Below are 4,382 nucleotides of genomic sequence, written 5' to 3' on the forward strand. Positions count from 1 at the left end.
CCCCGGTCCCGCCCCGGTCCCGCCTCCCAGCCCGGCGCTTCTGGCTCCGGCCGGCGGCCGGCGGACGGCCACCGGGCCAAAGCCGCCATCAATGTCCTCGATCGGTACGCTACGTAGCCTTGCCGAGACTTCAGGCGAGAATGTCGCGATCATCCTACAGTGCACCGCGCGACGCGCCGATCGGCCGCTCACCGGGAGGCTGAGCATTTCGACAAGTGGGTTCTGAGCAGAAATGTGACGTTTCTTGGGCAGCTACCTCGTGTTGGTGGGCTCGTCTGGTCCCCCGTCGACCCACCCCCGAGGAAGACATTCATGACCATCAGTTCTGAGCATTCCGCCGAGCTGCGGGCCGCCGCCCGCGGCCTGGAGCGGCGCAGGTTCCTCACCCTGTCCGGCGCGGCCGCGACGCTCGCGTTCACCGTCGGCCTGCCCGGCACCGCCTCCGCCAGTGCTCCGGCGCTCGCCCCGGGGAAGGTGACGAGCGATCCGTTCAGGCTCGGTGTCGCCTCCGGAGACCCGCAGCCGAGTTCGGTGCTGCTGTGGACGCGGCTGGCGCCCGAGCCGCTGGCGGCCGACGGCGGGTTGCCGCCGGCCCGCATCCCGGTCGCCTGGGAGATCGCCTCCGACGAGCGGTTCCGGCGCATCGTGCGACGCGGTGACGACTGGGCGCATCCCGAGTTCGGCCACTCCCTGCACGTCGATGTTGCCGGCCTGGCGCCGGGCCGCGAGTACTACTACCGGTTCAGGGTGGGTTCGTGGGTGAGCCCGGTCGGCCGGACCCGGACCGCGCCCGCCCCCGGCGCGCCCGTACGGTCGATGACGTTCGCCACCGTCTCCTGCCAGCGTTACGACCAGGGCTACTACACCGCCTACCGGTACCTCGCGCAGGAGAACGTGGATGCCGTCTTCCACACCGGTGACTACCTCTACGAGTACGCGGTCAACGGTGCCGGCGGCACCCGTGCCTACACCGACCGGGTGCTGCCGGACGCGGTCAACCGGGAGACGGCCACCCTGGAGGACTACCGGGTGCGCTACGGGCTGTACAAGTCGGACCCGGATCTGATCGCCGCGCATGCCGCCCACCCGTTCGTGGTCACCTGGGACGACCACGAGGTGGAGAACAACTACGCCGGCGGCATCCCGGAGAACAGTGTGCCGCCGGCGGAGTTCCTGCTTCGCCGGGCCGCCGCCTACCGCGCCTACTGGGAGAACATGCCGTTGCGACGGCCGCAGTTCCCGCAGGGGCCCGACATGACGCTCTACCGGCGCTTCGGCTGGGGACGGCTGGCGCAGTTCGACGTCCTCGACACCCGCCAGTACCGCACCGACCAGGCCAACGGCGACGGGTGGAAGCCGTCGAGCGCCGAGTCCGAAGCCGAGTCCAGGACGCTGCCGGGCCTCGCCCAGGAGCGGTGGCTCACCGACGGGTGGGCGCGGTCGAACGCGCAGTGGAACATCCTCTCCCAGCAGGTCACCTTCGCCCGCCGGGCCAGCGCCGACGGCAGCGCGAACCTGTCGATGGACTCCTGGGACGGCTACCCGGCGTCGCGTCGGCGGGTCCTCGACGGCTGGAAGCAGGCCCAGCCCCGCCGGGGTCGTTCCGGCAAGGACCTGATGGTGCTCACCGGCGACGTCCACGTGGCCTACGGTTTCGACATCCACGACGACCCGGCCGACCCCGCCTCGAGGATCCTCGGCACCGAGGTCGTCGCCACCTCGATCACCAGCGGCGGCAACGGTTCCGCCCAGCCGGCGAACTGGGCCGGCTACCACGAGCACAACCCGCACCTGAAGTTCTACAACGGCCTGCGCGGTTACGTGCTCGTCAACCTCGGCGCGACGGCCGCCGAGATCGACTGGAAGACGGTCAGCCACGTCAGCACGCCCGGCGGCACCCTGGTGACCGCCGGATCGTTCGTGACGCAGGCGGGAAGCCCCGGCCTGGTCGCCCGCTAGCCTCCAGGCCGCCACCGCGGATGCGGGCTGGAGGCCAGACAGGGCAGCGACCTCCCAGGTCCTCCTTCCCGGGAGGTCGCCTCAGCCCTCGCAGCCGCGGCCGTTGCCGTCCCGGTCCAGGGCGAACGGGTCGGGAGGCGTGACACGCAGCGGGCCGCGGACGTAGTGGGGGCCGTTGTCCTCCCCGCCCTCGCAGTCGTAGTCGCCCACGTCGGTGCGCAGGCAGACGTCGGGATACGACGAGTCGCACCCGGCGCGGGCATCCGCCGCCGCAGGCGGCGACGGTGCCGCGGCCGAAAGCTCCGGCCGGACCACCGCCGCGACCGATGGCTGCGGCGCCGCTGTCGGCGGTGCGTCCTGCGGCGGGTTCGCCGCGTGGGAACGGCCGCCGAGGCCGCCTCCGGAGCGTCGTCTCCACGACAGCGTGGGATCGGGGGCGGCAATCCGGCGGCGAATACGATCCGCGTCAGCACGGGCACCGACTGCAACCTTCGCATGAGCCAGCCGGCGGCAGTGACTTCAGACGCGTGGGGCGGTCCGAGGACGACATGGGCGACGGCAGGGACGTGAGCGGATCCGAGCCGGAGTGGAACTTCTTCGTCTCCTACACCCAGGCCGACCGTGGCTGGGCCGAGTGGATCGCCTGGCAGCTCGAGGACGCCGGCTACTCCGTCCTGATCCAGGCCTGGGACTTCGTTCCGGGCTCCTACTGGATGGCCATGATGGAGCGGGGAATCCGCGACGCGCAGCGCATCGTCGCCGTGCTGTCCGGGGCCTATCTGCGCTCCGTCTACGGCGAGCGGGAATGGCAGGCGGCGCTTCGGGCGGATTCGCAGGGTTTCGCGCGACGGCTGGTGCCGGTCCGCGTCGCCGACTGCGTCCGGCCGGGCCTGCTCGGCGGGGTGGTCTCGATCGACCTTTTCGGCAGGTCGGAGGCTGATGCCGCGCACCACCTGCGCGCACAGATCATCGGGGCGGTCCACGGGCGAGTAAAGCCGAAAGCAGCGCCGCACTTCCCGCTGACGTCCGCCGTCATGGTCGGGGCCGGTTCTGACGAGCCCACCGATGCCGCCGCCAGCCGGGTCGCCCCCGGGACCGGCCACACCCACGGTTCCGGGGATGCCGGGGATTCCGCCCACGTTGATGTCGATCCCGCCGACGCCGGCAGACCTGGTCCTCCGTCCCCGGCGGGCCTGGTCAGGCCGGCCCGCCCGCCTCGGAACGAGCCACCCGCTTTCCCGCTCACCGCGGACCGGCTCACCACGCCGGCCCGGATGGTGCGGCTGGGTGCTGCCGTCGTCCTGACCGCGGCGGCCGTCGGTGCGGCGGCGGTGGCGGCAGCCGTCGGGTTCGGCGATGACAGTAAGCTCCGGGCGTCGGTCACCCTTGACCCGAGCGGTTCCGTTCCCACTTCCGGCGCCGCTCCCGCACCCACCGCACCAGGCCCCAGCGGCGGAACGCCCGCCGCGCCGGCGCCCGGAACAGGGACCCTCGAGCCGGCGCCGCCCGCGCCCACTGGTACAGGTCCCGGGCCGGCCCCCGGGGCGACGACTACGGTGCCGGCACCGACACCGACGACCGCCCCGCCGGACAGACCGCCGACCGCAACGCTCACGGTTGACGTCACCGCCGGCCCGGCGCCGCTCGAGGTGCGGGCGGACGGTGGGCAATCCGCCGCCGGATCAGGTCCGATCCGGGAGTACACGTTCTCCTTCGACGACGTCGTCAAGAAGGGTACCAAGGCAACGAGCACCCATCGGTTCACCGAACCCGGGAAGCACACCATCACCCTCACCGTCACCGACGAGACGGGCCGGCAGAGGACGAGCCGACCCGAATCGGTGCACGTGGGGCCCACGGCCCAGCTGCCCGCTCCCACCCTCATCATGCCGCTGGACAACACGCCCGTCTTCTCGGGGACGTCGCTCGACCTGATGTGGAACGCCGTGCCAGGCGCCGCCGACTACACGGTGGAAATCGAACGCCAGACCGGCGAATCATCCTGGGAGCACACCGAGACCCTCCGTAAGCAGGGCACCACCGCCGTCCACACGTTCACCAGCTCGCTCGAGCGCTGGCGGGTCACCGCCCACAGGGCCGACGGCACCGCCGGGCTCGCCAGCGAATGGCGACGCGTCCAGCTTGCACCCGGCTGAATGACTGCCGACCCTCATCGCCTGGTGACCCGTCTGGTGACCCGTCGCGTCGTCCGCGACGATCAGAATCATGGCCGATGGCATGCCCGTCCTTCTCCCGCCAGCTCTCCGGGTCGGTGACCTTGTCAGTGTGGTCGCGCCCCAATACCAGGAACTTTAGGTTCGGGTTAGTACTGTGACGACCGAGGGTGGTGGTCCTGTGAGGTGTCTGTCGATCGGCTTCTTGGTGGGGAATGGGGTGCGGTTGGCCCGGCGGACGACGCGGGG

3 protein-coding genes are annotated in these 4,382 nt (G+C 71.5%); 2 read left to right on the forward strand and 1 reads right to left on the reverse strand.

The genetic code is table 11. The annotated features are described in order from the left end of the window. Positions 1-312: 312 nt before the first annotated feature. Positions 313-1,959, forward strand: coding sequence for an alkaline phosphatase D family protein (locus tag AB1460_RS35920; RefSeq protein ID WP_368966924.1), 1,647 nt, complete (start codon positions 313-315; stop codon positions 1,957-1,959). A gap of 81 nt (positions 1,960-2,040) precedes the next feature. On the opposite strand, the gene AB1460_RS35925 is transcribed toward AB1460_RS35920, so the two are convergent. Beyond that, a complete protein-coding gene (locus AB1460_RS35925; protein WP_368966925.1) occupies positions 2,041-2,274 on the reverse strand; it encodes a hypothetical protein in 234 nt (77 codons plus the stop codon). Between the two features lie 233 nt (positions 2,275-2,507). Here AB1460_RS35925 and AB1460_RS35930 point away from each other — a divergent pair, with 233 nt between their 5' ends. Further along, positions 2,508-4,115: a TIR domain-containing protein gene (locus tag AB1460_RS35930; protein WP_368966927.1), complete on the forward strand. Its 1,608-nt coding sequence runs from the start codon at positions 2,508-2,510 to the stop codon at positions 4,113-4,115. Positions 4,116-4,382: the final 267 nt, after the last annotated feature.

The organism is Parafrankia sp. FMc2 (genome assembly GCF_041008525.1).
Taxonomy (GTDB): domain Bacteria; phylum Actinomycetota; class Actinomycetes; order Frankiales; family Frankiaceae; genus Parafrankia.